The organism is Catenulispora yoronensis (assembly GCF_039531695.1).
Taxonomy (GTDB): Bacteria; Actinomycetota; Actinomycetes; order Streptomycetales; family Catenulisporaceae; genus Catenulispora; species Catenulispora yoronensis.
The window spans coordinates 113,675-137,452 of the sequence record NZ_BAAAQN010000025.1 but is presented as its reverse complement, the minus strand read 5'-3'; the positions used below and the strand labels follow the sequence as shown (position 1 = coordinate 137,452).

Below are 23,778 nucleotides of genomic sequence, written 5' to 3'. Positions count from 1 at the left end.
CCGGCCAACCGGCTGGGGCACGTTCTTTGATTAGGACTTGATAGTCCAGGCCAATGCAGTGCTCACCAGCCGGCAGCTGTAACCCGGAAGTCTGCCCCATGGACTCGCTCCCGGGAATCATTAGGCCCGTACTTCCTCACCCAGAAGCTGCTGCCGCTCATGGCCGACGGCGGCGCCATCGTCAACACCAGCAGCAACTCGGCATCGGCGGCGGGGCTCACACCCGGCTACGCGGCCTACGGCTCGATGAAGGGCGGCCTCAATGTGCTGACCCGCTACATGGCCAAGGAATTCAGCCCCCGTGGCATCCGCGTAAACGCCGTCGCGCCTGGCCCGACCCGCACCCGGCTCGGCGACGACGGCTTCAGCCGGCACCCGGAGGTGATCCCGGCGCTCGCCGCCAGGACCGCGCTGGGCCGGATCGGGGAGCCGGAGGATGTCGGCGCGGTGATCGCCGCGCTGCTGTCGGAGGAGAGCCGGTGGGTGACCGCGCAGATCATCGACGTGTCGGGCGGCTTCAACCTGTAGAGGTGCGATCCGGCCGCGTCCGACGGCGTGCCGCGCCTCGTTGAATGGCAGGATCGTCAAGGCTTTTGTTGATTCAAAATGGCGCTGAACAACGCTCGTCGGCACTTGGCTCGTCAAGGTGTTGTGCTTTTGCGTCGGATTCCAGGCGCGATTCCAAGGTCGGTTCGATGGTAGAGCCGTGATCAACAATAATTCTCAACCAATGTACCAATCTGGTGGCCTGTCTGCTCCGAATGCACATCGGCCATGCAAGAAGCCATGCCGGTCGCTACTGGCCGGATCAGGGCTTTTCACGAGCGGCGCGCACGCGCCGGATTGGGAGCACAGTCATGGATCACGAGAGCACACAGTCGGCTTCGGGGGTTTCCCGCCGTGGCCTGGTCCGCGGGGCAGGCGGGGCGGCGCTGGTGGGCGCGGCCCTGCTGGCCGCCGGGCGCACGCCCGCCGAGGCGGAGACGAAAGGGACCGCTGCCGCCGCGGCGGGCGCCCCGGTCACCAGCCACCAGAACGTCGCGACGGCCGCTGCCGAGCCGCTGGTCGTCCACCTGGTCGACGCGCGTACCGGGGAGATGGACCTGTACCGGGGTTCCACTCACACGCGGGTGCGTGACCGCGACCTGGCCGCGCGCCTGGCCGCGGCGGCCCGCTAGCCCGTCTTCCGCCGGCTCGACTCAGCCGCCCGTGCCGTTCAGCCGCCCGTGCCGTTCAGCCGGGCGCGCCCGCACACCGCAGAAAGACCACACTCCTAGCTTTCACGAGGTTGCCCCGTGTCTTCTCATCGCGAAGCCCCCGAAATCTCCAAGGACCCGGTAGCCGACAGCACCGACCTGTATGCCTTTGTCAGTCCTGACAACCCCGGCACGATCACCCTGATCGCGAACTACCTGCCGCTACAGGGTCCGGCGGCCGGTCCGAACTTCTACGAGTTCGGCGACGATGTGCTCTACGAGATCCACATCGACAACACCGGCGACGGCCGTCCGGACGTGACCTACCAGTTCCGGTTCACCACCACCATCCACAACCCGAAGACCTTCCTGTACAACACCGGCCCGATCCAGTCACTCGACAGCGCGAACTGGAACCGTAGGCAGACCTACTCGGTCACTCGCGTCGATGCCGGGGGACGCTGCACCGAGTTGGGCTCCGGCCTGGCCTGTCCGCCGTGCAACATCGGCCCCCTGTCGACGCCCGACTACCCTGGTCTGGCCCGCGCGGCTGTTCACAACCTGGGCGGCGGCCGTACCGTATTCGCCGGGCAGCGCGCCGAGGGCTTTTACGTCGACCTCGGCGCGATTTTCGATCTGGGCGACCTGCGCCCGATCGCGAACCTGCATGCCACCTTCGGGCTCCCGGGCGTGGCCGCCGCACCGGGCGTCAACTCGACCGCGCAGCTCAACGTGCACTCCATCGCGATCCAGGTGCCGGTCCGTGAGCTCACCCGCCACGGGTGGAACGGTTCGGACCCGACCGACCCGCGGGCCGTGATCGGGGTGTGGACCACGGCCAGCCGTCGCAAGGCTCTGATCCGCGAGACCGAGGCCGGCGAGAAGCTCGAATACGGCCCCTACACGCAGGTCTCGCGCCTGGGCAACCCCTTGTTCAACGAAGTCTTGGTGCCGATGGCACGCAAGGACCGATGGAACGCCCTGCCGCCCAGCGACGACAAGGTGTTCGCCGACGGTGTCGCCCACCCCGAACTCGCCCAACTCCTGCCTGTGCTCTATCCGGGTGCGTTCCCGCACCTCGCGGCGCTGAACGCGGCCGGCACCGCGCGTGCGGACCTGCTCGCGATCTTGCTGACCGGCATCCCGGCGGGGATCGTGCCCGGCTTCCAGAACTTCACCGGCGCCACACAGGCGGACATGCTCCGCTTGAACACCGCCATCAAGCCCGCCGCCAACCCGAACAACCTGGGCCTGATCGGCGGGGACCCCGCCGGGTTCCCGAACGGCCGACGAGTGGCCGATGACGTGGTCACCGTCGAACTGCGGGCGATCGCCGGGGCGACCTACGCCCTGGTGGACAAGACCTATACCCCCGACGCCGCAATCGCGGCCGTCTCTGACGGGCTGACCGCGGCCGATGTTCCGGCCGGATATCTGTCCCACTTCCCCTACCTCGGCGTGCCTTACAGCGGCTACTCGGTCCACTAGCCCCGACGGCTGAATCCACGGACACGAAAGATCGGCGGGCCGCGCACCGCGGCCCGCCGATCGGCCATGAACCTCGGAACGAAAGGCGGTTTCGCGATGAACCAGCACAACTACGGGCCCTCAGCGGCGGCGAGCGTCGTGCTCGACCTCGGAGGCACCATCGGCGCCTTGATCATCGAAGCGGGGCCCGAGCACCTCGGTACCGAGATCGAGATCAGCCCATTCATCCCGGACCCCGACGACCGGCACGTCCACCGCACTCACTCGATGGTGCGCGAGCGCCTCACCAGCCCCCGCACCTACGATGCCGTCTACGCGGACCTGCGCGCAGGCGTCTACACGATTTGGCGTGACGCGCACACCCCAGCCGCAACGGTAACCGTCGTCGGTGGGCAGATCTCTCGGTATACCTGGGCTGATTAGTCTTTCTCACCGCTCGCACCTTGATGATCACGACGGCGGCGATTCGCGCGGGGTACCGATACGCGTCTTGTGCGCACAAGCGCATCGAAGAACCCGTATTCTCTTGCCGAGCTCGCGTCTGTAAGAGAGCTTAACAATATGCACGTCGCGAGGGTCGTGCAGGCCGGCGGCGGCTTCCGATCGAAGGGGCGACTCCATGTGGCGCGTGACGCTTCAGCAGATCCGGCACAGTCGCGGCCGAACCCTGGCCCTGGCCTCGGGCATCACGGTCGCCGCCGCGGCGTTCTCCCTGCTGATGTCCGCGGTCACCACGGGCCGCGCCGTCATCCGGGGCGACGTCGACAACGGACTGCATGCCACGTATGACCTGCTGGTGCGAGCACCCGGCAGCGTCTCCCAAACCGAGCGGACCGGCGCCATGGTGAACGACAACTACCTGGCCGGCGTGTTCGGCGGCATCACTCGAGCCCAGTACGAACGGATCCGCGGGCTGGAAGGCGTGGACGTCGCGGCGCCGATCGCAATGGTCGGATACGTGCTCCGGACCGTGGACCTCCCGGTCGACATCACGTCCGTCGTGGCCGACGCCGCCTCCAAAAGCCGTGCGGGCATCCCCGGCCCGGCGCCCGACGACCAGGTGTACCGCGTCTCCGGCGCCCACGTCAGCGACCGCGGCCTCTCGGTGTTCCCGCGCAGCGGCCAGACATTCGTCTTCGTCAGCAGTCACAGTCTGGCGTCCCTGTTCGCCTCCGGACGGATCTCCTGGAAGGCGCTGCCCGGCGTGAACATCCTCGGAGCGGCACCCGCCGCGCCGCCGCTTCCGCCCGGCAGCGATACCGGCGGCACCGTCTGCGTCGGCGGAGTCGACGGCAACGGAGCCGCCCAGCACGACAAGCAATGGCAGCAGTGCCTCCCTGATCCGGTCGGCGGCGGCCACCTGGTCACCCAGCTCGAATGGTCGTTCCCGGCGCTGGTCGCGGCCGTCGACCCGGTCGCCGAGGACCGCCTGGACGGCCTGGCCGGCGCTGTGACTTCGGGCCGGTGGCTCACCGAGGCCGACCGCACCACGGTCTCGACCGCCGCCGGCGGACAGACCCGGCACATCGTGCCGCTGGTGGCCGGCAGCACGCCGTTCGTGGACGACGCGCTCGACGTGCGAGTGGACCGGCTCGACGCGGCCAAGCTGCTCGCGCCCCTGCCCCCGACCCCGGCCCTGCCTCCGACCCCGCCCCCGACCCTGCCCCCGCCCCTGCCTCCGACCCCGACGACCGGCGCCGTCGCGGCCCCGACGATCCAGGACCTGCTCACCTCCGCCACCGCGGACGCGCCCGGCACCGACATCGGGCACCTGTCCTATTCATCACAGGATGCCTACAACCAGCTCCTGGCCAAGGCCTCCGCGCCGGTCGCGCCGAACAGCGTCGCGGGCTTCGTCGACGCCTACTGGACGACCGAGCCGACCACCCTGGGCCAGCTCGGTCCGCAGCACGTCTCGCCACGGCCGACGACCAATCCGGACTCGGTCTGGAGCTCCCTGATCCAGGGCGGCGGTACCGTGACCGAGCCGACCGGGGCCGCCGACGTCAACTTCCGCACCCTGCGTGAACACGTCGCGGACAACCACGGCCGGACCCCGGTGACCATGCTCTCCGTGGTCGGGACCTTCGACCCCGCGAAGCTCCCGGGCTATGCCGGCGACCGGTCCGTACCGCTCCAGGTCTTCAATCCGCCGGTGGCGCACGGGGCCGACAACGCGGCGCGCGCCGCCCTCGGTAACCGGCCGCTGCTGCCCGAGGGCGACCCGGCCGGCTATCTCCAGCAGACTCCGACGCTGTTCACCACGTTGTCGGCCCTTGACGCCTTCGGACCGCCGGCCTTCCCGGACGTCGATCAGTCCGCGCCGATCAGCGCGATCCGGATCAAGGTCGCCGGCCTGCACGGTGACGCGCGTGCCCAGCTGAACACCATCGCCCAGGTGGCCTTGCGCATCCGGAACGCCACCGGCCTGGATGTCGACATCACCGCGGGCACGTCGGCCGTCGCCCTGGCCGTCGACCTGCCCGCCGGGTCGTTCGGCCGTCCGGCGCTGTCCCTGACCGAGGACTGGATGCAGGAGGGCGCCTCGCTGCGGGTGCTGGATGCCGTCGATCACAAGAGTCTGACATTGTTCATCCTGGTCGTCGTCGTCACCGCGTTGTTCCTCCTCAACGGGGTGCAGGCAGCGCTCCGCCCGCGACGGGCCCAGATCGGCGTACTCCGGGCTCTGGGATGGAGTCGGCCGGCGGTGTTCCGGCTGCTGCTCGGGGAGGTGGCGGTGGTCGGCGCCGCGGCCGGGGCGGCGGGCACCGCGTCGGCCGCCGCCCTGATCGCGGTGCTGGGTCTGCGGATGCCGGTCGGTCATGCGCTCCTCGTGCTGCCGGTCGCCGTGGTGATGGCCGTGCTCGCCGGTCTGGTGCCGGTGTGGCGGGCCGCGAACACGGCGCCGCGCCGCGCCATCGTCGGCGGAGCCCGGGCCCCGAGGCGAGCCCGGCCGGTACGCGGCCTGATCGGGGTGGCGCGAGCGGGGCTGCGCGGGGTGCCCGGACGCACCGCCGTGGCCGTGATCGCGCTCGCCATCGGCATCGCCGCCCTGACCGCGACGCTCGGTGTCGACAAGAGCTTCCGGTCCGGCGGGGGCGGTACAGCGCTCAGCGCCGCGGCCGGTGAGGACGTACGCGGTGTGGACTATCTCAGTGTCGCGCTGACCGTTCTGCTCGGCGCGGTCTGCGTCGCCGACGCCGTGTTCCTGGGGCTGCGCGAGCGCGCCGACGAGTTCGCGGCCTTGCGGGCCGCGGGCTGGCACCGGAAGCACGTGGCCAGGGTCGCGTTGTTCGAAGGGCTCGTGATCGCGATCCTGGGCGGCGTGCTGGGCGCCACCGCCGGAAGCCTGTTCGGCGGGTCACTGCCGGCGGGGGCGGTGGCCGGCGCCGGCGGCGTGCTTCTTGTCACCTGCGCTGTGGGGGTCGCGCTGCGTTCGCTGGCGCGCATGTCGCTGACGGCCGCGCTGGCCGAGGAGGAGTGAGCATGGACATCGAGCTGTCGGACGCGGTGGTGGAATTCCAAGCCGGATCGGCCCCGCTGCGAGCCCTGAACGGAATAAGCGTTCGGATACCGTCGGGCGAGTCGGTGTCGATCGTCGGCCCCTCCGGGTCCGGGAAGTCGACCCTGCTGCACGTGATCGGCGCGATGGAGCAACTCACCGCGGGCTCGGTCACGGTCGGCGGTCGCGACCTGAGCCGGCTGCGCGAGAGCGGGCTGGTGGACCACCGGCGCCGGGTCGGGTTCGTGTTCCAGCGGTTCCATCTGCTGCCGGCGCTCACCGTCCTGGACAATGTGGTGGCGCCGACGCTGCCGTACCGGACCTCGTTCGACAAGCGGAAGCGGGCCAGAGAACTGCTCGCGGCGGTCGGGCTCGCCGATCGCGCGGCGGACCTGCCGGGCCGGCTGTCCGGCGGACAGCAGCAGCGCGTCGCGATCGCCAGGGCCCTGATCGGCGAGCCGGGCGTGGTGCTGGCCGACGAGCCGACCGGCAGTCTGGACAGTGCGACCGGCCGCGAGGTGGTGGATCTGCTGCTGCGGATGCGTTCGGAGTACAAGTTCAGCCTACTGATATCAACGCACGACGCCGGCCTTGCCCGGGTCTGCCGACGGCGGTTGCGGCTCTCGGACGGCGCCTTGGTGGGGGACGAGGTCGCCGACGCCGCTGCCGACGCCGCTGCCGACGTTGCTTCCGAGGCCGCTGCCGACGCGGTCGAGGACGTCCGGTCGGACTGACCCTCGGATAGCGCTTTCCAAAAAATAGTAAGGAACCTTGACAAAAATCTGGTCCAGTCCAACCATGGTCCTCGAACGATGACATCAAGGGTGGACGCATCCGTTGATCAAGACGGCGCTCTGCGCATGCCACGGCGCCCTCGCCGCTACCGCTCATCGATCTCCGGGAGCACCAATGCGTTTCCGAAACTCCGTTCAGGCCGCTCTGTCGGCTCTGGCCACTGCCACCGCCGCGGTAGGTCTGACCGCTGCCGCGACCACGACGACCCACGCCGCGACCACGCCGGCCCATGCCGCGACCACGGCGCCCCATGCCGCGACCACACTTCCCGCCCACCTGTTCGCCCCGTACTTCGAGGCCTACAGCGGCGACAGCCCCGCCGCTCTCGCCCAGCAGTCCGGGGCGAAGTATCTGACCATGGCCTTCGTGCAGGCCCCCAGCAAGGGATCTTGCACTGTGGACTGGAACGGCAGCGCGAGCCAGCCGATCTCGTCCTCGGTCTACGGCGCCGACATCGCCACGATCCGCGCGAACGGCGGCGACGTCATCCCGTCGTTCGGCGGGTACAGCGCCGACCACGGCGGGACCGAGATCGCCGACAGCTGCACGAACGTCGCCTCCATCGCGGCGGCGTACGAGAGCCTCGTCACCACCTACGGTGTCACACGGATCGACCTCGACACCGAGGACAGATCACTGACGAACACCGCCGGCATCGACCGGCGGAACAAGGCGATCAAGGCCGTCGAGGACTGGGCGGCCGCCAGCGGCCGGACCGTCCAGTTCGCCTACACCCTGCCGGCGTCCACCAGCGGGCTGGAGTCGACCGGTGTCGACATCCTGCGGAACGCGGTCTCGAACGGCGCCCGCGTCGATGTCGTGAACATCATGACGTTCGACTACTACGACGGCGCGAGCCATGAGATGGCGACCGACTCCGAGACGGCCGCGACCGGACTCGAAGCGCAGCTGGCAGCGCTGTACCCCGGCAAGAGCGCGGCCCAGCTGTGGTCGATGATCAGCGTGACCGAGATGGTCGGCATCGACGACTACGGCACGGCCGAGACGTTCACGACCGCCGACGCCACCACGGTCCTCGACTGGGCGACCGCGAAGGGGCTCGCCGGGCTGTCGTTCTGGGCTCTGGAGCGTGACAACGGCGGCTGCGTCGGAACCAAGGGATCCGACACGTGCTCCGGGATATCGCAGAGCACATGGTTCTTCAGCAGGGCATTCGAGCCGTTCACCGGCGGCGGCGGGGTTCCCGCCAACGACTTCTCGGTCTCGGTGTCGCCCTCCTCAGGCTCCGTCGCACCGGGATCCTCCGCCACAGCCGCGGTCAGCACCGCGGTGACGGCGGGATCGGCACAGCCGGTGAGTCTGACCGTGTCCGGAGCTCCCTCCGGCGTGACCGCGACCCTGAGTCCCGCCTCGGTGTCCGCGGGCGGTAGCTCCACGCTGACCGTGTCGGCGAGCACCGCCGCGACTCCGGGTGTGTACACCCTGACGATCACCGGATCCGCGGCCTCCGGCAGCCATGGCGCGAGCTATACCCTCACCGTCGCCGGCAGCGGCGGCGGGTCCTCGATCGTCAACCCCGGCTTCGAGACCGGCACCACGAGCCCATGGACGTGCCAAGCCGGCGACGCCGTGGTCACCAGCCCGGTCCACTCCGGCAACGGCGCGCTCCGCGTCTCCCCGGCCAGTGGCCAGACCGGCGAGTGCGACCAGAGCGTCGTCTTGCGGCCGAACACCACCTACAGCTTGAAGGCGTGGATACAAGGCAGTCACGCGCACATCGGTGTGAAGGGCGGCGCGACCGCCGGCGTTTCGGCCTCGTCGGCGTCGTGGCGGCAGCTGTCAGTGTCCTTCACCACTGATTCCACGGGCAGCGTGACGGTGTACACCCGCGGCGCGACCTCGGGAGGCAGCTTCTACGCGGACGACTTCACGATCCAATAGTCCGGCTCGTGCCGGCGGAGTGGCTGAGAAGCCGCTCCGCCGGCACGTCGGGTATGTCGCCGAGCGCGATCGGTCAGGTCAGGCCCGGTCAGGCCCGGTCAGGCCCGGGTCGGCCCGGCCTGGTCCGCCTATCGCCGAAGCGCCTCCACGGGCTCGATCCACGCAGCGCGAAGCGCGGGATACAGCCCGGCGGCCAGACCCACGAGCGTCCCGATCAGGGGTGCGGGCAGGACGGCCCACGGCTGGAGGATCGCGGTCCAGTGGCGTTCGACGGCGACTCCGACCACGACCGCGACGCCCAGGGAGGTGCCGATCAGGCCGCCGAGGGTGCCCAAGGCCGTGGACTCGGTGAGGAACTGTGCCGCTATGTGGCGGGGACGGGCTCCCAGGGAGCGGCGGAGCCCGATCTCGGCAGTGCGTTCCAGGACGGCCACCAGTGTCGTGTTCGCGATGCCCACCGCGCCGATGATCAGGCAGATGGCCGCCAGCAAGAGGAACAGGGCGTTGAAATCGTGGGTCACCGAGTCGCGCAGGCTGTGCGGATCCGGCGGCGCCACGACCGCGAACAGAGTCGTGTTGTCCGGGCGCAGGAGTATCGGCGCCTGATGGGCGACGAGCTGTGCCGCGCCGAGTTTCGTCTCGATGAGCATGTGGGCTCGGTCGTTCACCGGCGGGCCGTACTCCGCGAGCGCGGTCGAAGTCGGGATCACGACGCTCAGGAGCAGTTCCGGATGACGTTGGAGGTCGCCGATGATGCCGACGACGGTGTACGGCGTCCCGTTCACGAAGACGGCCGGCTGACTGTCGACGCGGCTGATGCCCAGGATGCGCGCGGCGGCCTGGCCGAGAACCGCGACGTGCTCCGCGTGCTGTTGGTGCCAGGCGTTGTAGAGGGTGCCGGTGGTCAGCGTCGGGTCCATCGCGGCCAGGGCCCCGGGGTCGGCCGCGTCGACGGTGAGAGCCGCCGAACCGCCGCCGGCGACCGCGGAGACGTCCGGGGCGGAGGTGATGGCCGGATTGCGGACGTTGGGCGCCCACCACAGGCCCGCGTGGACGACACCGCTGAGCGTCGCCACCTTCGCGTCGGCGTCCGGGGGGAAGGAGACCGGATCGTCGGGCTGGCCGGCGCCCTTGTCGTCGACGCTGACCTCGGTGGCCTTGAGAACGCTGAACTGCCTGTCGATCTGGCTGCCGGCGGTCGCCGTCAGGCCGAGCACGGCGACGAACGCGCCGATGCCCAGGATCGTGCCGAGCATGGTCAGGATGCTGCGGCCGGGACGCTGGACCAGGCCGGCCAGGGCTTCGCCGGCGAGGTCGGCCGGGTGCAGCGCCGAGGACTCTATGCCGGGCGTGCGGGCGGTGCGCCGCGGGAACGGCGGGGGGAGGAGTCTCATGACGCGGTCACCGGTCCGGAGGTCAGGACGCCGTCGCGGATCGACACGGTGCGTTGTCCCCGGGCCGCGACGTTCGCGTCATGGGTGATCACGACGATCGTGAGGCCCTGGCCGTGCAGCTGGTCCAGCAGGCTCAGCACGGCCTCGGCGGTCCTGGAGTCCAGGTTTCCGGTCGGCTCGTCGCACAGGAGCAGCGACGGCCGGTTCACCAGGGCGCGGGCGATCGCGACGCGCTGGCGCTCGCCGCCGGACAGCCGGGTCGGGAGGGCGTCGAGACGGTGGCCGAGGCCGACCTGTTCCAGGGCTGCGACGGCGCGCTCGGTCCGCTTCTTGCGCGGGCTGCGGTTGTAGACCATCGCGAGGGCGACGTTCTCCACGGCCGAGCGGTACGGCATCAGGTGGAAGGACTGGAAGACGAACCCGATGCGCGATCCACGTAGTGCCGTGCGATCGCGTTCCGGCAGGGCCGCGGTGTCGATGCCGTCCAGGAGGTACGCCCCCTGGGTGGGACGGTCCAGCAGGCCGACGACGTTGAGGAACGTCGACTTCCCGGATCCGGACGGTCCGACCACCGCCACGTAGTCTCCCCGCGCGATGGCGAGGTCGCAGGGCAGCAACGCCGCGACCGGAGGCGGACCGGGATACGTGAGGCCCGCTTCGCGCAACTCCACGACCGCCGTCTCCGTCTCCCGGCCTCTCCCGGGGTCAGTGCCGGTCTGTGTCTCCGTTGCCGTCTCCATCACTGCCCCACCACCACGCTGTCGGCCTCGGTCAGGTCGGCGGCATCCGTCGGCGTGACCTCCACGAAACCGTCCGCCGACAACCCGGTGGTCACCGGGACGCGCACCGGTGCGCCGTTCGCGCCGAGCTTGGACACCGTGGTCCTGCCGTCCGCGCCCGACGACACGGCCGCGGCCGGGACGACGAGGACGGCCGTCGGCGTGGACGCCGCCGTGATGGTCAGCCGAACGTCCTGACCGTTCCAGTTCGACGCCAGAGCCGTGTCCGGGACAATGGTGACGGGGATGTACGGGGCGACCTGCGTGGGCTGTCCCGAGCCGCCGCCGGTGTCGGACCCCGGCTTCGATCCACCGCCGTTGTCCGCGGCGTCGGCGGACTGCGGCGCGATCGTGGTCACCGCGCCGATCGTGCCGACGGTCCCCGTCGCGGTCGTGCCGAGCGCCTCCGCGACGAGGCCGACCTTCATGCCCGCTTTGAGCAGCTGCCCCTGGGCCGGCGCCAGCTGGGCCGTGACGCCCAGCTTCCCGGTGGTGAGCGTCACCAGGTTCCCGGACGTCCCACCCCCGACCTTGGCGGCGACCGACGCCACCTGCGCGGGCAGGGAGGGCAGGAACACGAACTCCGCCAGCGGCATCATCGGCCCGGTCGTGGCGACGAGTTCGGCCTGGTCTTGCTTGGCCTGCGTCAGTGCCTTCTTCAGGTACTGCATTTGCAGCGCCGGCGGCTCCGAGCCCGGCGCCGGGGTGGCGGGTGTCGGCTGGGCCCGCGCCGCGGCGGTCTGCCGCTGGAAGTCCTCGACGGCGCGCTGGGCCGTGTCCACGGCCGTCTGCGCGGCCTGCAACGCCTGCTTGTCCCCGGCGTCGTCGGCACCCCCGGTGGTCGGGACGTCGTAGCCGAGGTGCTGGTAGAACCGTGTCACGGCCGACTTGGTCGCCGGTCCGAACGTCCCGTGGGCGTCACCGGACGATGGGAAGCCCAGTTTCTGGAGCGCGTCCTGGAGTTCGGCGACGTCGGCACCGTGCGATCCGGGCTTGAGGTCCCGATACGCGGGTGTCGCGCCCGCGAGCGCCAGCAGGGGGCGGCCGGATATGTCGACCAGCACCGTGCCCGGGGCGACCGTGTCACCGGTTTTGACGTGCACTCCTGTGACCAGCTGGGTCGCGGCTCCCTGGGTGGCGGTTCCGGCGACGGCCACCGGGAAAGACGTCGAGGACGCGACCGTTCCCCGCAGTACGAGCGTGGAGGCGAGGACCTTCTTCAGGACCGGCGCGGTGAGCCACTGCGGACGCGGGGCCTTGGTGTCGGCGGCGGCTTGGGCCGGGGACTTCACCATCGCCGCCCCGACCAGGCCGCCTCCGGAGACCAGGACTGCCGCGCCGGCGACGCCGGCGACGATCCGGCGGCGGCGGGACAGAGCCGATCTCGAGGTCGGCGCCGCGGGCGCCGACTCCCCGGAGCCGTGGCCGAGCCCGGTACCCGGCTCCCGGTCCGGCGCGGTCGGAGTCGTGTCCGTGTCGATCACCCTCCTCACCCGGTGCCGCCGGCGCCGAGGACGTCAGCCGCGATCTTGAGCTCCTTGGCGATGCCGTCCTTGATCGCGTTGAGCTGCGTCGCGTTCTGCTCGATGGCTGCCTGCTGCATGGCCGAGTCCACGGCGAACCAGACATCGATCACGTTGTACTGCCGCTTGCAGGCGAGGTCGGCTTGCGCGGTCGCGATCTCCGCGGGGTCCGCCGAACCGCCGGTCTTCCACTTCGGGTCCTCCAACGCGGCAACCGGCGAAACGTAAGTGTAGCCGCGCTGTTTCATACAGTCGGACCACTTGGCGAAGACGGCCAGGACGCGCTGGTCGCTCTGCGAACGCGTATAGGAGGCCGCGTCGATCGACCCGACGAGGTCGGGTTCGCCGTAGACGGCCCCGTCCGCCGTCACCTGGCGCTTGGCGTCCTCCGCGCAGCCGCCGTCCGGAACCTGCTGGCCGTTCACCACCTTCGGCCCGCTTCCGTTCTCGACGGCGATCTGCGCGGCCGACTCGGTCGGCGGGGCACCGCCCTCGGACGGGCTGTCCGGAGGCCCCATCTCGTCCTGCCGGAAGTGGTATCCGTGCTCGGCCATCACGTCGTCGCCCGGACCGTACCGGCTGCGGACGCTGTCTATGTCGTGCTGGTTGATCCGCGGTTTGGGCATGTCGGTGAATCCGAACCGGGCCAGGCAGCGACCGACCAGGGTCGCGTAGGCGGCCGAGATCTCAGAGCTCTGCCGGGAGGTGACCTCGTAGGCCTGGATGGGCATCGTCCGCTTGAGGTACTGACCGAGCGCGGCCGACGTCGGGGTGCCCGACGGCACGGCCGACGTCGCCAGACCGGTCGGCATCTCGGAGCCCACGGCGGCCGGGGGGCGTGCCGCGTCATGTTTCGAGCTCGACGCTGAACAAGCCGTCGAGGCGAGGGCGAGCAGCAGCGCCGGCACCAGCCGGGCAGCCGAACTTCTCGTCGTCATGTGGAGTGATCCCTCGATCGGTGGGAAACGGCGCGGAGCCGCCAGCCGGATGGCCGGCAGCCCCACGCCGTGCAGCGGTCAGAAGTCAACGTAGAGGTACGTGTCCTCGTTGTACTGATCGCCGCCGAGGTTGTTGCTCGTGTTCGGGTCGACGTACCAGTCCGCCCCGCCGTCACCGCGAATCATCGAGCGGGTCAGGAGACTGTAGTTGGAGTCCGAACCCATGTTGTGCCACATGGGCGTGTTCTGACCGGCACCGCTGCTGCGGAAGTTGTCGTTCCACGCCTGCGTTCCGCCCGCGCTGAACGCCCAGGCCCCGTAGTAACTGTCAGCGTAGAACCCGCTGCTGGAACCCCCGTAGTTGGAGTTGTAGAACAGGCACATCTGCCCCGTGTTGGACTTGACCCGATTGCAGCTGCCGAGGCTGGTGTACGCACTCGCGGGTCCCGCGGTGACGACGCCCCCCATCGCCAGCATCGCCGCCACCGCGGCCCCCGTGACCGTTCGTCTCAATCGCATGGATCGTCGACCCTCCCGTAGACGTCGCACCCCGTTGACGCGACTGCCGGTCCCTACAGTGACGTTCGCGCTGGCACCGCGACTACCGCGGATGCGATGACCGACCAAAAAGCGCCGGACGCGGTGAACGACACCACGGTTCCCCCGTGCCTGGCCGGAGAACGATCGCGCCAGGTCCGTGCCAGGCTCGCGTTCTGATTCGGAAACTTGACTAACTAAAAGATGTTGGCGGAAACGCGTCATCAGGAACCGAATACAGCGCGTTGCGCATGACTGATCCCTTAGCGTGACTTCCGCAGCTCGGCGCCTACGCGGGTGCTCTCTCGGCCGGATTTCGTGGAGCGGCGTGGAGACGACGTTCCCTCGAATGCGTTTCTGGTGGCGTTCGGAGGGGGGGTTCCCATCGATGCGGCCCGGGCTCCGCCGCCGGACTAGGAACCCGCCGCCATCGCCTCGAACCACGCCGTCTCGGCCTCGGCGGCTGCGCTGAGAGTCGCGGCCAGGGTCGTCGGGCAGGGGTGGCCCGCTTCGACACGGCGCCAGGCGAGGTAGGTCATGGTCTGCGTGGTCTGCCATTGGCGCAGGACAGGCTCAGCTGCCGCGACCACCGCCTCCGCGGCCTTGGGCGCCGCCGCGCCCACCGACGCCTCCGCGTCCACCGACTCGCCGGTGCGCTCCTGCCACCACCGCGCATGGACCTGGCGGCTCCGGCTGATCAGCCAGACGGCCAGCGAGAGCCACGCCAGTCCCTCCGCGTCGAGGCCGCCGTCAGCGAACCTGGCGAGCGCGGTGGCGTCCCGGCCTTCCGCCGCGGCTTCGCGCCAGGCGGCGACGTTGGCCGCCACGGCTTGCGCGGCCACCGTGTCCCGGTCGGTCGCGGGACCGGCGCCGACCAGGTTCCGCAGCTCGAACCGGTCACCGGCGGGTCGCAGCACACTGATCAGCTCGGCGGCCTCGATCCAGCGTGCGCCCGGTTCGGTCGGGCCGTACCGCGTGGTGTTGACGTAGGCGTCGACGATGTGGAGGCGGTCGCCCTCGGCCCCGTCCACGACGAAGCCGTGCTCATGGTGCTCGTGTCCGGCATAAGGGTTCCACGGGACGGTGAACGCGTCCGCGACGACCAGCGTCGGGGATCCGCTCTCGGCGGCGGCGCGCGCGGCGTCGATCGCCTTGGCGGCGGTGTCCGCCGGGGTGCTGGTCAGGCGGAGGCCGGTGCTGCGTTCGATCCAGGCGTCCCGGGGGAGCGGTGTCAGGACCGGCTGCGCGGGCGGCAGCACGTCCAGGGAGCACAGCGCGCCCAGCGCCGTCAGGACGTCGGCGGCGCCGGCGTGTCGGAGCAGGACTTCGATGTTGGCCTCGACGCAGGACAGCATCGGGGCCAGGGGCCCGGTTCCGTTTCCGGTCGCGCTCATGGGCCGACTCCTTCCGGCAGTCTTCCGGTGGCCAGGGCGGTGGCGAACGTCCGAGCGGTGGCGAACGTGGCGGGGACGAACAGGTCGGGTTCCAGGGTGGTCCGGCCGGCTTGTTCGCAGGCTGTCACCAGTTCCACCAGCACGAGGGAATCGACGCCGTCGGAGCCCAGCAACGGCGTGTCCGGCCCGCGTTCGGTGTCCTCGACCAGTAGCTTGCGCAGGCAGTCGAGGACGATGGCCGCCAGGTCGGCCAGGCGGGCTTCGGCCCCGCTCACTTCCGCTCTGCCCACTTCCTCGCTGCCTCCGCCGGATGCGGACGCGGCCAGCCGGGTCCGGTCGACCTTCCCGGTCCGCCCGAGCGGCAGCGCGTCGACGAGGTGGATCTCAGCGGGCCACAAGTAGCGCGGCAGTCGCTCGGCGAGCCACGTGCGCAGGTCCTGGCGGGTGGGTGCGGGTCCCGGGCCGGTGGCGGGAACGACGTACGCGTGCATCGCCGGGCCGGTCTCGGCCTCCGCCTCCGTCACGACGACGACGGCCGCGCCGAGCCCGGGATGGCCGGCCAGCGTGTGCTCGACCTCGGCCGGTTCGACCAGGAAGCCGCGGTTCTTCAGGCGGCGGTCGGTGCGGCCGCGGAAGTGATAGACGCCGTCGACGTCGCGGGCAGCAAGGTCGGACGTGCGGTACCAGCGGCGTCCGTTCGCCACGAGGAAGGGGTCCGGCGGCGGCACCGACGCGGGCAGATACCCGGCGAACAACGACGGGCCGCTGATCAGGAGTTCGCCGCTGCCCGGTCCGAATATCAGGGTACTGTCACCGGGCGGGGCCGTGCCGTCCGCGTCCGGGACCGTGCCGTCCGTGTCGGCGAGCAGCGCCAACTCGGCCCCGGACGCCGGTATCCCGATCGGCACCGGAGTCCCGGCCGGCCACGACTCCGGCACCGCGAAGTGCGATACCACGTTGGCCTCGATCGGGCCGTAGAGGTTGTGCAGCGCGGCGTTCGGCGCCGCGGCCCGGATGTCGTCCAGACGCGCCGCCGGGAACGCCTCGCCGGCCATCAGCAGCAGCCGCAGCGCCGGCAGGGTCGCCGATCCCGCCCCGATCACCGCCAGCAGCGCCGACGGCACCGCGTACAGCACGGTGACCGCGGTCGCGGCCAGCCGGTCCAGAACGGCTCTGGGCAACAGGACCTCGTCGTCGGACAGCAGCACGATCGCCGCCCCGGCCCGGAGCCCCGCGAACACGTCGAAGATCGACAAGTCGAAGTACAGCGGCGCGTACACCCCGATCGTGTCGCCGGGGCCGAGCTCGAACACTGCGTCGGCCCACTCCACGAACGCCGCGGCGTTGCCGTGGCTGATCGGCACGCCCTTGGGAACCCCGGTCGAGCCCGAGGTGAAGAAGATGTAGGCGAGGTCGTTCGGCCCCGGTCCGGCCCCGAACTGCTCCGGCGCCGGATCCGGTCCGCTCTCCGGTTGGCCTTCCGGCCCGCCCTCCGGCCCCGCCGCCCCGCCTGGAGCATCAAAAACTTCGTCCAACACCGCGGCGTCCAACACCGCCGCCCCGGCAGCCTCCACCATCGTCCGCTGCCGTACCGCCGGATCGGCCGGATTCAGCGGCACATACGCCCGCCCCGCCAGCAGTACGCCCAGGAAGGCGGCGATCGTCGAGGGCTGCCGCCGCCCCTGCACCGCGACCGGACCGTCTCCCGGCAGCTCGGCGACCACCACCGCGATCCGGTGGGCAGCCGCCACCAGCTCCGCGTACGTGACGGTCCGCTCCCCGCTCACGATCGCCGGATGCCCCGGCTGCGCCCGGGCCCGCGCGACCACCGCCGCGGCGAGCGAGGACCCGGTCACGACCGCCCCAGCCCGATCAGCGCCCGGCTCCCGGCCAGCACCAGCAGCCCGTTCGCCTGGAGCAGCCGGTCGTTGTGGAACATCAGCGCGGCGGACCGCAGGTCCCGGAACGCCCGCTCCAGCCCCAGCCCCGAGCTCCGCTGATAGCCGTCGCGCATCCCGGCCACGTCGACCATCTGGTCCACCGCGCTGAACGCCAGCCTCGACCCGGCCAGCTTCAGGTTGTTGACGAGTACCGGATCCACGAAGTCCGCCGGACCGCCGGCCCGCCGCGCGGCGCGCAGCTCGTCGGCCTCCGTGGCCACCCGGAAGATCAGCGACTCCAGCAGGTCCAGGTGCAGCCGGATCTCGGCGAGCTTCGCGTACAGCACGTCCGAACGCGGCGCCGAGCGGCCCAGCTCCCGCTTGCGCAGCGCGGTCCGCAGGCGCGCGGCCGCGCCCCGGGCGACCCCGAGCCAGCAGCTCGCCCAGCCCACGTGCCCGGCCGGCACCAGGGTCAGCTTGGCGATGTCGCTGAACGGCGTGGCCAGCACCCGCGAGGGATCCACCAGGACGTCCAGCGCCATCGGCACGCTGTGCGTGCCGCGCATGCCCAGCGTGTCCCAGGTGCCGCGCTCCTCGATCACCCCCTCGGTCCGGTCCACGCACACCAGGCAGGTGCTGTTCAACGGCGCGTCCGGACCGGTCCGCATGCTCACGAGGTAGAACCCCGCGTTGCCGCCGGCCGTCACCACCGGCGCCTCCCGGCGCAGCCGCAGCCGGCCGTCCTCGGGCACCAGCGCGTCGCCGGTGCTGAACAGGTCGGCGCCGCCGGACCTGTCGGTGGTGACCGAGCCGATCACGCAGCCCTCGGCGCCGGCCCGGGCCAGCCACGCGGCGTGGGTGTCGGCGGCGTGGTCGAGCAGCGAAACCACCTGTTGGCCGTGCATCGCCCAGACCATCCCGGTCGAGGCGCACTGCTCGCCCAGGACGGCCGCGATCGCGCCGTAGGTGGCGATGGACGCGTCGTGCCCGCCGAGCTCGGGCGGCAGGAAGACCGCCATCAGCCCGGCGGAGTGCAGCGCGGCCAGGTTGTCCGCCGGGAACAGCGCCTCGGCGTCGATCTTCCCGGCGTTGCCGGCCAGCACGTCGGCGGCGACCTGCCGGGCCCGTTCCACGAGTGTTGTGTCTACGGCCACTGATATCCTCCGGGTCGGCCGGCGCCGCCTACGGCGCCTCGATCATCGCCTCGACTATCGCGGCCAGTTCGGCCAGCGTGGAGAACGTCTCGCGCACCAGCAGATCCTCCGGGAACGGCACCCCGAAGGTGTCCTCGATCGCCAGCACCAGTTCGATCGCGGTCATCGAGTCCAGGCCCAGGTCGGCCAGGGTCGCGGTGTCCCAGTCCGTGTCCGCGGCCGCCTGGTGCAGCTGTTCGGCCACCAGCGCGCGCAGCCGGAAGGCGACGGTCTGCTCGTTCACCTCGGTACCGTCCACGGTCCCCTCCGAATCCTCGCGTCCGGGCGCCACCGAATGGCGGATTTCGCACAGCATATCCGTACTCTTACACAGTCGGTAAGATCTGATCCGTGACCCCGTGGCGAACCGTCAGCGTCATCGTTCCCCCGCACACCGAGAACTTCGGCAGCGGGCGCCGCCTGCCGGCCCCGGAATACCTGGACCGGCTGACCGCCCATCTGGCGGCCGCCGCCCGGGCCGGCGCCGTCGGCGCGTTCGCCTACGACTTCCCGGCCGCCATCGATCCCTGGCTGGCCGCGTTCGACGTGCTGAACGGATCCGTGCTCCAACCGATCGTGGCGGTCCGGCCGCACCAGGAGGGGGCGGAGACGGTGGCCCGACGCCTGCTCGGCCTCGGCTACCGGTTCGGCCGCCCCACCCACGTGAATCTGGTGTCCGGGGCCACCGCGGCCGCCCGCGCGGCCGGCGACGGCGGCGACAAGGCAGCGGCCCGGCAGCGGCTCGGCCGGTTCGCCGCGGACCTGCGCGCCGAGCTGGACCGCCACGCCGACACTGCCTACACCGCGGGCCCCTCGTCCCCGCTGCTGATCACCCCGTCCTCCTCCACCCCGGGCGTGGTGCCGGTGGACCTGGTGCTGATGATGGCCCGGCCGCGCCCGGCCCTGGCCAAGGAGATCGCCAGGATCCGCGAGGAGCAGGGCGTGGAACGCGTCGCGCTGCTCATCGGCCTGCTGGTCCGCGACACCGAGGAACAGGCCTGGGAAGCCGCGGCCGAGCTGTATCCCGCCGACCGCCGCAAGCAGCTGTCCACCAAGATGTTCATGGCGCAGGTCGTCTCCAGCGAGCACCGGGCGGCGCTCGCGTTCGGCGGGGACGGGACCGTCCAGGACGAACGGCTCTGGTACGGCTTCCCCACCTTCGGCCTCGACGCGCCCAAGCTGGTCGGATCCGTTGCCCAGGCCCGGGACTGGCTCGCCGCCTGCGCCGAGATCGGCGTCACCGATCTCATCGTCGACCTGCCGGCGGATCCGGGGGAGTACGCGCGGATGCGACCGCTGCTCACTCCTTGACCGCGGCGTGCCCGGACTCCAGCCGCCAGGCGCCGAGGTACTCGCCGCCGTCGTAGACCAGCTCCAGCGGTGCCGGGCGGCTGAGGAATCCGGTGAGGCTGGCCGTGGGGCCGTAGGCGCCGGCGTTCGGCACGGCGAGCAGATCGCCGATCTCGGGTGTGGCGAGCTCGGTGCGGACCGCGAGGCGGTCCAGCGGGGTGCACAGGGGGCCGACGACGTCGGCGGTGGCTGCGGCGGGCGGCGTTTCCGGTCGGCCGGGTCCGCCGGGTTCGCCGGGTTCGCCGGAGCCGCCGGAGCCGCCGGAGCCGCCGGAGCCGCCGGAGCCGCCGGGTCCGCCCATACCGCCCGGCCCGCCCGGCCCGTCCCAGGCCTCAGGCCGCGACAGGTTGTCGAACGTCGCGCTCGGCCGCATCACCCGCCCCAGCCCCGCCATCCCGCCCAGGACGTTGATACCGGCGTCCACCACGATCGACGTCCGGCCGCCGGGCCGGTGCTTGACGTCCATCACCGTGGTCACCAGCCGCCCCGCAGACGCCGTCACCCGCCGGCCGGTCTCGAACCACACCTGGGGGACCGGCCCCGGGCCGCCGATTCCGAGCAGCTCCCCGAGCCCCTCGCGCAGCCCGTCGAGCTCGCACCCCATGCCCCGCTCCGCGTACGGCCACGGGAAACCGCCGCCGAGATCGATCACCCGCGGCACAGCGCCCGCGGCCCCGGCCACCTCGTCGATCACCTCCTTGGCGAACCGGAAACCGGCGAGCAGCTTGTCCACACTGCCGATCTGCGAGCCCAGATAGACATGGCAGCCCTCGATCTCCAGCCCGCCGCCCGCTCCTGCGGCGGCCGACCGCCAGGCGTCCGCGGCCTGTTCCGGGTCGAAACCGAACTGGCGCCCGTCGGCCATCGACAGGCCGGACGCCGGGCGGCCCGCGGGTTGCAGCCGGAGCAGGACCCGGGCCGTCCGCCCGGTGCGGACCGCGACCCGGCCGATCCGGGCCAGATCCGCCGGGGACTCGGCGGAGAACCCGGTGACGCCCGACCGCAGGGCCCCGGAGATCTCGTCCTCGGTCTTGCCCGGCCCGGTGTACAGCACGTCCCGCGGCTCGAACCCGGCGGCCAGTGCGACCCCCAGCTCGCCGGCCGAGGACACCTCGGCCCCCGCACCCTCCGCCGCCAGCGCGGCGACCAGCGGCGCGAGCGGATTGGCCTTCAGCGAATACAGCACCCGGCAACCCTCGGGCAGGGCCCGGGACAGTTCGCGGAAACGGCTGCGCGCCTCGGCCAGATCGTAGACGTACAGCGGCGTGCCCTGGGCGCGCGCCACCCGTACCAACTCCGCGTTCTCCATCGTCCACCCCTCATCCCGGTGCCAGCCTGCACGTCGACCGCCGGAAACCCGTGTGAGCCTCTTTCCGTTATATCAGGACTCTGTAATATCGATTTTGTGACCGGTCATCGGATCTTCACGGTGCACGCTCTGGTGCACGAGGCGGCGCGGCGGTTCGGGGCGAAGGCCGCCGTGGGCGACGGCCGGACGACGGTGTCCTTCGCCGAGCTGCGGGAGCTGGCGCTGCGCGAGGCGGCCGGGTTCCGCGCGCGGGGCGTCCGGCGCGGCGACCGCGTCGGCATCTGCATGGCCAAGTCGGTCGAGCAGGCCGTGGCGATCCTCGGCACGCTGCTCGCCGACGGGATCGTCGTGCCGATCCTGCCCGGGCTCAAGCGGGACAACATCGAGCACATCGTCAGGGACTCCGGGATGCGGCTCGCGGTCGCCGACCCGAGCAGGTCCGGCGAGCTGCGCGAGGCGGCGCCGGAGCTGACGACAGTCCTGCGTGGACTCGGACCTGGAGCCGACGACGCGACCGGGCCTGGAGCCGCCGACGCGACCGAGCCCGGCGCCGACGTCGGCACCGGGCCCTTCACCGAGCCGCCGCAGCAGGCCATCGGCGCCGACCTCGCGGCGATCATCTATTCCTCGGGATCCACGGGGCGCCCCAAGGGCATCATGGTGACGCACCGCAACCTGTGCGACGGAGCCCGCATCGTCGCGGACTACCTGGGCACCGGCCCCGACGACCGCATCGGCTGCGTCCTGTCGCTGAACTTCGACTACGGGCTGAACCAGCTTTGGCAGACCCTGCTCACCGGCGCGACGCTGTGCCTGCACGAGCTGGTGTTCCCCGCGAGCCTGTTCCGGTTCCTGGCCGAGGAGCGCATCACGGTCCTGCCGGTGATGCCGGTGATCATCACCCGGATGTTCGATCCCCGGCTGCTACGGCGCCGCCCGGACCTCGACCTGTCCGCGGTCCGCTACGTGTGCACATCCGGTGGCGCCGTTTCGCAGCACATGATCGACGAAATCGCCGCCACCTTCCCGAACGCCCGGCTGTACCTCATGTACGGACTCACCGAAGCGTTCCGCTCCACGTACCTGGAACCGGAGCAGCTCGCCGCCCGCCCCGGATCGATCGGCCGCGCCATCCCGGACGTGGAGCTCCTGGTCCTGGACGACGACGGCCGCCCCGTGGCGCCGGGCGAGCGCGGCGAGCTGGTCCACCGCGGCGGCTGCGTGGCGAAGGGCTACTGGAACGCGCCGGAGCAGACAGCGGAGCGTTTCCGAACGCTGCCGCAGCATCCGGGCGAGACCGTGGTCTTCTCCGGCGACATCGTGACGGCCGACGAGGACGGCTACCTCTACTTCATCGGCCGCCGCGACGCCATGATCAAAACCAGCGGCTTCCGCGTCAGCCCCACCGAGGTCGAGGAAATCGCCATCCGCTTCCCGCACATCGAGCAATGCGTCGCCGTCGGCGTACCCAACATCGAGATCGGCGCCGACATAGCCCTCGTCTACACCGCGCTCCACCCCATCGACGAGACCGCCTTCACCACCTTCCTCCGCGACACCCTCCCGCGCCACATGGTGCCCCGCCACCTCCTCGCGCAGAGCACGCTCCCCGCCACCGGCAACCAGGGCAAGATCGACCGCGCGAGCGTCGCGGAGTCCGTTCTGGCCCGACTGGGCCCGCGTCCGTCGAGCTGGCGAGTGTGATCAGGGATCTGCGTGCGGTGCAGACGATCGCTGTCGACACGTCCGGCGGACGGTGGTTCGGCTCGGGCTTCCTGGTGACCTCCGACCTGGAGCTCACCGTGCCGCCGCCGGAATACGACCCGGACCCGGAGCGCTCGCCGTGCGAGGGGATGTGATCGGGCGTGTGACCTGGGCGTGGCCTGCCTGCGGTTGTCGAGCTGCGATCCTGGCCAGATGTTCTTGTCGCTCGCGTACCGTGCAACGCGCCGTGTGAGTGACGCAGTGCGCGCGGAACCTTGTCATGGATCTCGGCGGCCGGGCCATCAGTCTCATCCCCCCTCGCGTCAGCTGAACAGCGACCGGTAGCGACCGGAATCACGGCTCAAGAACCCAGCGTCGACCAGCGCGCGCCGAAGCGAGGCGACGTCCAGAACACCGCCCTCGCACCAGGGCCGCAGGCGGTCGTTCACCGTACGCTCGTCGTACTCGAAAAACTCGCCAAACTCTTCGTCAGCCGTGAACGCACTGGCGGCAATGCGTCCGAGCACTATGCGATAGGCGGAGTCGTCCTGCTCCGGCAGGTTCACAAGGACCCTGCCACGGAGGAAACCACGCAGCAGTGGGTCGGGCTGGTCGGCCGCCGCCTCGTCCGCCAGCCGTCGGGCCGCCCTCTCGCCGGCCACGGCGAGGACGGCGTCGTCCAGAGCCACTGAGCCGCGGCCCTGGACGAACAGGCCCGCGCGGACGAGCCGCCCGATGGCCGGAGCGGCTTGCGGCGCGCCCAGTCCGGAGGCGGCGAGGATCTCCGGAGAGGTCGACGCCCCCAGAGCGACCGCCGCGAACACCCGGCGGAGCACCGGATCGGCGAGTTCGACGGCGAGTTGTTCCGGAGTCATGAGAGACGAAGTCCTTTCC

20 protein-coding genes and 1 pseudogene are annotated in these 23,778 nt (G+C 71.1%); 10 read left to right on the top strand and 11 right to left on the bottom strand.

Annotation, left to right across the window (positions count from 1 at the left end; genetic code table 11):
- Positions 1 to 123: 123 nt before the first annotated feature.
- The 7 genes and pseudogenes from ABD481_RS21650 to ABD481_RS21620 form a co-directional block, all read left to right on the top strand.
- Positions 124 to 528: pseudogene (locus ABD481_RS21650) on the top strand (SDR family oxidoreductase); the annotation flags it as partial.
- Between the two features lie 329 nt (positions 529 to 857).
- Positions 858 to 1,178, top strand: a complete 321-nt coding sequence (locus tag ABD481_RS21645; RefSeq protein ID WP_344667534.1) for a hypothetical protein — start codon at positions 858 to 860, stop codon at positions 1,176 to 1,178.
- 117 nt (positions 1,179 to 1,295) lie between these two features.
- A complete protein-coding gene (locus tag ABD481_RS21640; RefSeq protein ID WP_344667533.1) occupies positions 1,296 to 2,684 on the top strand; it encodes a DUF4331 domain-containing protein in 1,389 nt (462 codons plus the stop codon).
- A gap of 96 nt (positions 2,685 to 2,780) precedes the next feature.
- Positions 2,781 to 3,107 carry a phospholipase gene (locus tag ABD481_RS21635; RefSeq protein WP_344667532.1) on the top strand — a complete coding sequence of 109 codons (327 nt, stop codon included), beginning with the start codon at positions 2,781 to 2,783 and terminating at the stop codon, positions 3,105 to 3,107.
- A gap of 196 nt (positions 3,108 to 3,303) precedes the next feature.
- On the top strand, positions 3,304 to 6,168 hold the full coding sequence (locus tag ABD481_RS21630) for an FtsX-like permease family protein (RefSeq protein ID WP_344667531.1): 2,865 nt from the start codon (positions 3,304 to 3,306) through the stop codon (positions 6,166 to 6,168).
- A gap of 2 nt (positions 6,169 to 6,170) precedes the next feature.
- Entirely contained in the window at positions 6,171 to 6,920 is a 750-nt protein-coding gene (locus ABD481_RS21625) for an ABC transporter ATP-binding protein (RefSeq protein ID WP_344667530.1), read from the top strand.
- A 175-nt stretch (positions 6,921 to 7,095) separates the two neighbouring features.
- On the top strand, positions 7,096 to 8,883 hold the full coding sequence (locus ABD481_RS21620; protein ID WP_344667529.1) for a glycosyl hydrolase family 18 protein: 1,788 nt from the start codon (positions 7,096 to 7,098) through the stop codon (positions 8,881 to 8,883).
- Between the two features lie 128 nt (positions 8,884 to 9,011).
- Here the strand turns inward: ABD481_RS21620 and ABD481_RS21615 are convergent, their stop codons facing one another.
- The 9 genes from ABD481_RS21615 to ABD481_RS21575 all read right to left on the bottom strand — a co-directional run bounded on the left by ABD481_RS21615 (position 9,012) and on the right by ABD481_RS21575 (position 18,780).
- The gene (locus tag ABD481_RS21615) at positions 9,012 to 10,277 is read right to left on the bottom strand and encodes an ABC transporter permease (protein WP_344667528.1); all 1,266 of its coding nucleotides are present in this window, start codon (positions 10,275 to 10,277) and stop codon (positions 9,012 to 9,014) included.
- A complete protein-coding gene (locus tag ABD481_RS21610; protein ID WP_344667527.1) occupies positions 10,274 to 11,017 on the bottom strand; it encodes an ABC transporter ATP-binding protein in 744 nt (247 codons plus the stop codon). Before ABD481_RS21610 ends, ABD481_RS21615 begins: the two co-directional genes overlap by 4 nt.
- On the bottom strand, positions 11,017 to 12,540 hold the full coding sequence (locus ABD481_RS21605; RefSeq protein ID WP_344667526.1) for a peptidoglycan-binding protein: 1,524 nt from the start codon (positions 12,538 to 12,540) through the stop codon (positions 11,017 to 11,019). The genes ABD481_RS21610 and ABD481_RS21605 overlap by 1 nt, the downstream gene beginning before the upstream one ends.
- Before the next feature lie 5 nt (positions 12,541 to 12,545).
- On the bottom strand, positions 12,546 to 13,517 hold the full coding sequence (locus tag ABD481_RS21600; protein WP_344667525.1) for a hypothetical protein: 972 nt from the start codon (positions 13,515 to 13,517) through the stop codon (positions 12,546 to 12,548).
- A gap of 78 nt (positions 13,518 to 13,595) precedes the next feature.
- Positions 13,596 to 14,036, bottom strand: coding sequence for a hypothetical protein (locus ABD481_RS21595; RefSeq protein WP_344667524.1), 441 nt, complete (start codon positions 14,034 to 14,036; stop codon positions 13,596 to 13,598).
- A gap of 431 nt (positions 14,037 to 14,467) precedes the next feature.
- Complete coding sequence (locus ABD481_RS21590) at positions 14,468 to 15,448, bottom strand: hypothetical protein (protein ID WP_344667523.1); 981 nt, start codon at positions 15,446 to 15,448, stop codon at positions 14,468 to 14,470.
- Positions 15,445 to 17,304 carry a non-ribosomal peptide synthetase gene (locus tag ABD481_RS21585; RefSeq protein ID WP_344667522.1) on the bottom strand — a complete coding sequence of 620 codons (1,860 nt, stop codon included), beginning with the start codon at positions 17,302 to 17,304 and terminating at the stop codon, positions 15,445 to 15,447. Before ABD481_RS21585 ends, ABD481_RS21590 begins: the two co-directional genes overlap by 4 nt.
- A complete protein-coding gene (locus tag ABD481_RS21580) occupies positions 17,301 to 18,482 on the bottom strand; it encodes an acyl-CoA dehydrogenase family protein (RefSeq protein ID WP_344667521.1) in 1,182 nt (393 codons plus the stop codon). The genes ABD481_RS21585 and ABD481_RS21580 overlap by 4 nt, the downstream gene beginning before the upstream one ends.
- A 28-nt stretch (positions 18,483 to 18,510) precedes the next feature.
- Positions 18,511 to 18,780, bottom strand: coding sequence for an acyl carrier protein (locus ABD481_RS21575; RefSeq protein WP_344667520.1), 270 nt, complete (start codon positions 18,778 to 18,780; stop codon positions 18,511 to 18,513).
- Between the two features lie 92 nt (positions 18,781 to 18,872).
- On the opposite strand from ABD481_RS21575, the gene ABD481_RS21570 reads away from it, so the two are divergent.
- On the top strand, positions 18,873 to 19,832 hold the full coding sequence (locus tag ABD481_RS21570; protein WP_344667519.1) for an LLM class flavin-dependent oxidoreductase: 960 nt from the start codon (positions 18,873 to 18,875) through the stop codon (positions 19,830 to 19,832).
- On the opposite strand, the gene ABD481_RS21565 is transcribed toward ABD481_RS21570, so the two are convergent.
- Positions 19,822 to 21,180, bottom strand: coding sequence for a type III PLP-dependent enzyme domain-containing protein (locus ABD481_RS21565; RefSeq protein WP_344667518.1), 1,359 nt, complete (start codon positions 21,178 to 21,180; stop codon positions 19,822 to 19,824). The genes ABD481_RS21570 and ABD481_RS21565 overlap by 11 nt on opposite strands.
- Positions 21,181 to 21,276: 96 nt before the next feature.
- Between ABD481_RS21565 and ABD481_RS21560 the strand changes: the two genes are divergently transcribed.
- Together ABD481_RS21560 and ABD481_RS21555 are read left to right on the top strand one after the other, a co-directional pair.
- Positions 21,277 to 22,884 (top strand): AMP-binding protein, encoded by a 1,608-nt coding sequence (locus ABD481_RS21560; RefSeq protein WP_344667517.1) that lies wholly within the window; start codon positions 21,277 to 21,279, stop codon positions 22,882 to 22,884.
- 17 nt (positions 22,885 to 22,901) lie between these two features.
- A complete protein-coding gene (locus ABD481_RS21555) occupies positions 22,902 to 23,039 on the top strand; it encodes a hypothetical protein (protein ID WP_344667516.1) in 138 nt (45 codons plus the stop codon).
- Positions 23,040 to 23,207: 168 nt separating this feature from the next.
- Here ABD481_RS21555 and ABD481_RS21550 read toward each other — a convergent pair whose 3' ends face one another.
- The gene (locus ABD481_RS21550; protein WP_344667515.1) at positions 23,208 to 23,759 is read right to left on the bottom strand and encodes a DUF2087 domain-containing protein; all 552 of its coding nucleotides are present in this window, start codon (positions 23,757 to 23,759) and stop codon (positions 23,208 to 23,210) included.
- Positions 23,760 to 23,778 lie beyond the last annotated feature (19 nt).